Raw genomic sequence first — 3,526 nt, 5'->3', positions numbered from 1 at the left:
GCGAGTCCGAGTGGGTCTTGGGCGTTGTAGGCACCTAGGGTGGGGTTGTAGTAGCGGAAGCGGTTGTACGCCCACCCGGATTCCGCATCCTCGTACTGGCCTGCAAACAACAACGGGCTGGTGCACCGACCTGCCCATGTGCGTGTGCCGTAGAGGGTTTGGGTGGTGTGTCCCTCGACGACACCGGTGGTGGTGTTGATCAGTTCCTGTGGTGCTCCGGCTAGGTCGCACACTAGGGCGTAGAACGTCGCATCAACCCGAGCCTGTGGCCAGGTGGTGGCAGGGTTCACCGGAGTGTCGGTGTTGTCACGGGTGGTTAGTGTGATCTGGCCGTGTGTCTCACCAGTGGCCGGGTCAGTGGTCCACACGTAGCCTTCACCCACACGTGCCGGATCGGTGGTGTCGATGGTGGTGGTGACAGCTGCCAGTTGGTTACCGGTGTGGGTGAACACGTCACGGTGGATAACTTCACCGGTGGTGGTGTTGATCGTGTCTTTGGCTACGCGTCGGCCGAGACCATCGTAGACGTAGCGGTAGCCGGTGTTTGGTTCATCGGAGGAGGTAAAGCCGATGGGTTGTTCACCGGTGGCGTAGTAGAAGTGATGGACTAATGGTTTCTTGCCCAGACGTTTGGTCACGGTGCGGGTGATACGGCCTGCATCATCGTAGGTGTAGGTAGTCCGGCCGACTTTGACCGGCAGGGTGTTGTGGTAGTCGATGACCCCGTCAGCAGTAGAGGCCAGCACACCTGCCGGGGTGAAGGAGTAGCTTTCCTGGGCGGGAACCCCACCGGTGGCACTGCCTGATTGTGCTGGAGTGCCTGCTCGTGCTGGCTTGTGTGGTGGGGTGGTGGCCTACTTAGATTTTACGGCGCTATGTGCACTATGTGGAATGCGCGCTAAGAGATATCTAGTTTGCTCCAGCCTGTGGTGGAGTGGTGAGTGGAAGTCATCCAGGTGGACAGTTCTCGGATGACGCTCCGGGCGTCGTTCCTCATGCACCAAAAATGGTGTTGAGCATCGCCGAGGCGCATCTCTACACGGTAGTTGTTGTCGGCTGGGCTGAAGTAGCACTGGATATAGTGCTGAACCTTGGTGTTGTCGCTAATGATCAGGAAGTCCCGCGGATCGGTTCCGATATTGCGGCTTGCTAGTGAACGGGCATTGGCGGTGATGTGGTCGATCCAGGAAGGGATACTGCGAAGACTTGCCCACGGGGCGTGGAGCTGTGAGGTTTCAGTGGTGAACTGTGAGTTTTCGTCACCAAAGGTCCATACCAGTTGATTGTTCTCGAGGATGGTCAGCGTGGTGAAGTAGGAAAGTATGGGGCTGATGAGCTGGAGTAGTTGGGGGATGTGCTCGTTGTTGTCTTTGATGGCGATGCATTCTGCACCGGTGAGTTCCACGGGGATCTTGTGGGGTGCCAGAATGTTGGTGAGATGCTGATGGAGCTGAAGTGTATGTGCCGAGGTGTGTTTGTCTGCGCGGCTGGCGGCAGTCACGAGGTTATAAGTGTTTTCCGGCTCGGTCGGAGCGGTGGGGAGGTGGATGATAATTCGTTCCGTACTCATTATGACCTGTCACTTTTCGCGATTACGTTGCGGAGGTACTACTTGCGTAGAAGAGGTATGAGTCATGGCGTTGGGAGATTCAGTTTCCCATTTGAGAATAGTATTGTTCCCATTCTTCTAGAGTTAGCTCTCGGTTCGTGACGAGGAAATATCTCGCATTGCTTGGTGGAGCTGAAGCCATGGTGACGTCAAGTCCGTTTTCTTCGAGGTAATCTAAGATTCGCTGCTCGTTCATTTCCTGTGCCCTCATTGGAAAATCGGATGCCATGGAATCCTCAGCGGTCTTTTTTCCAAGCCATTGTTGCCGGTAGGAGCGTGTCATCGCATCTAACTCGTTCGAGTAGGTAATGAGTACCCATTGTTGGGATGCTTCGGTCTTCGTAATTGCCATCCCCAGTGGTGGACGTTCGAGATCTTTCCAGGTGTGAATTAAGAGTTGAAATAGACGATCCGACTCGTCAAGTGAATAGCTAACTGCAGTTACGCCGTTTCGTTCCTGGAAAATCCAAACTCGATCGAGGTTTGAAAATGGCTCAGTAGGCTTCTCGATTTCATCGAAGTTGAGAAAAAGAGGATCAAAGTCACTTTTAACCGTTTCGATGGCGGTATCTACATCTTGCCAAAAAAATGCCGTGGGTTGGTTATATGCAATTTCAAAAGTCAAATCTATCCGCCTTGAATGAGGGTGACATTGCCAAATGGATCGTTCGTCGCTATTCGCGATTCGTGCCCTAATCCACGAGCAGAGGAAAAGCGATCCCACTCTACGTAATATCTTTGATTGTTTAGAGTGTATTGGAGGTCAGGACGATTCTGTCCGACAAGCATACCGTCGATGTTAGTTTGTTGCTGGTCGATTCGAATGTCAGTGGCGCCCTGTTTACTAATTTGATCGTAGTAGGACTGAAGATGTTGTTGATGAAGCGGAGTATTGCCAATTGGCCGCACCTTGCCAGCAGCATCGATGTCCATCGCCTTCGGGGCAGGCAAGCCAGCATCCCTGATTGCCTTGTCACGGAGCAGTTGTGACTCTAGCTCGTTAGATCCGCCTCCCATTGGCTTGAAAGTACCGTCGCTCCATCGACGAGGATCGGTGGCGTGAGGTTTCTTGTGAGCAGCGGAGCCTACGAGCCCGAGTACATCTACCCAGTGTGCTGCGTGGTCGACATACCCCTGGGCTGAGGCGAGTCGTGGTGCGAGTCCGAGTGGGTCTTGGGCGTTGTAGGCACCTAGGGTGGGGTTGTAGTAGCGGAAGCGGTTGTACGCCCACCCGGATTCCGCATCCTCGTACTGGCCTGCAAACAACAACGGGCTGGTGCACCGACCTGCCCATGTGCGTGTGCCGTAGAGGGTTTGGGTGGTGTGTCCCTCGACGACACCGGTGGTGGTGTTGATCAGTTCCTGTGGTGCTCCGGCTAGGTCGCACACTAGGGCGTAGAACGTCGCATCAACCCGAGCCTGTGGCCAGGTGGTGGCAGGGTTCACCGGAGTGTCGGTGTTGTCACGGGTGGTTAGTGTGATCTGGCCGTGTGTCTCACCAGTGGCCGGGTCAGTGGTCCACACGTAGCCTTCACCCACACGTGCCGGATCGGTGGTGTCGATGGTGGTGGTGACAGCTGCCAGTTGGTTACCGGTGTGGGTGAACACGTCACGGTGGATAACTTCACCGGTGGTGGTGTTGATCGTGTCTTTGGCTACGCGTCGGCCGAGACCATCGTAGACGTAGCGGTAGCCGGTGTTTGGTTCATCGGAGGAGGTAAAGCCGATGGGTTGTTCACCGGTGGCGTAGTAGAAGTGATGGACTAATGGTTTCTTGCCCAGACGTTTGGTCACGGTGCGGGTGATACGGCCTGCATCATCGTAGGTGTAGGTAGTCCGGCCGACTTTGACCGGCAGGGTGTTGTGGTAGTCGATGACCCCGTCAGCAGTAGAGGCCAGCACACCTGCCGGGGTGAA

At 55.1% G+C, this 3,526-nt stretch carries 4 protein-coding genes; all 4 read right to left on the bottom strand.

Translation table 11 applies throughout. The features are described 5' to 3' along the window. Window positions 1-746: RHS repeat-associated core domain-containing protein (locus JQ46_RS11570; RefSeq protein WP_034988068.1), on the bottom strand; the 746-nt coding region annotated here is incomplete at its 3' end. 152 nt (window positions 747-898) lie between these two features. After that, window positions 899-1,570, bottom strand: coding sequence for a hypothetical protein (locus tag JQ46_RS10305; RefSeq protein WP_034988067.1), 672 nt, complete (start codon window positions 1,568-1,570; stop codon window positions 899-901). Between the two features lie 79 nt (window positions 1,571-1,649). After that, window positions 1,650-2,234 carry a hypothetical protein gene (locus JQ46_RS10300; RefSeq protein ID WP_034988065.1) on the bottom strand — a complete coding sequence of 195 codons (585 nt, stop codon included), beginning with the start codon at window positions 2,232-2,234 and terminating at the stop codon, window positions 1,650-1,652. A gap of 2 nt (window positions 2,235-2,236) precedes the next feature. Continuing rightward, window positions 2,237-3,526: RHS repeat-associated core domain-containing protein (locus JQ46_RS11565; protein WP_034988062.1), on the bottom strand; the 1,290-nt coding region annotated here is incomplete at its 5' end.

Source organism: Corynebacterium jeikeium (assembly GCF_000738175.1).
Lineage (GTDB): Bacteria > Actinomycetota > Actinomycetes > Mycobacteriales > Mycobacteriaceae > Corynebacterium > Corynebacterium jeikeium_C.
Note: the sequence above shows the minus strand (reverse complement) of the source record. Positions and strands in the feature narration are given on the sequence as shown.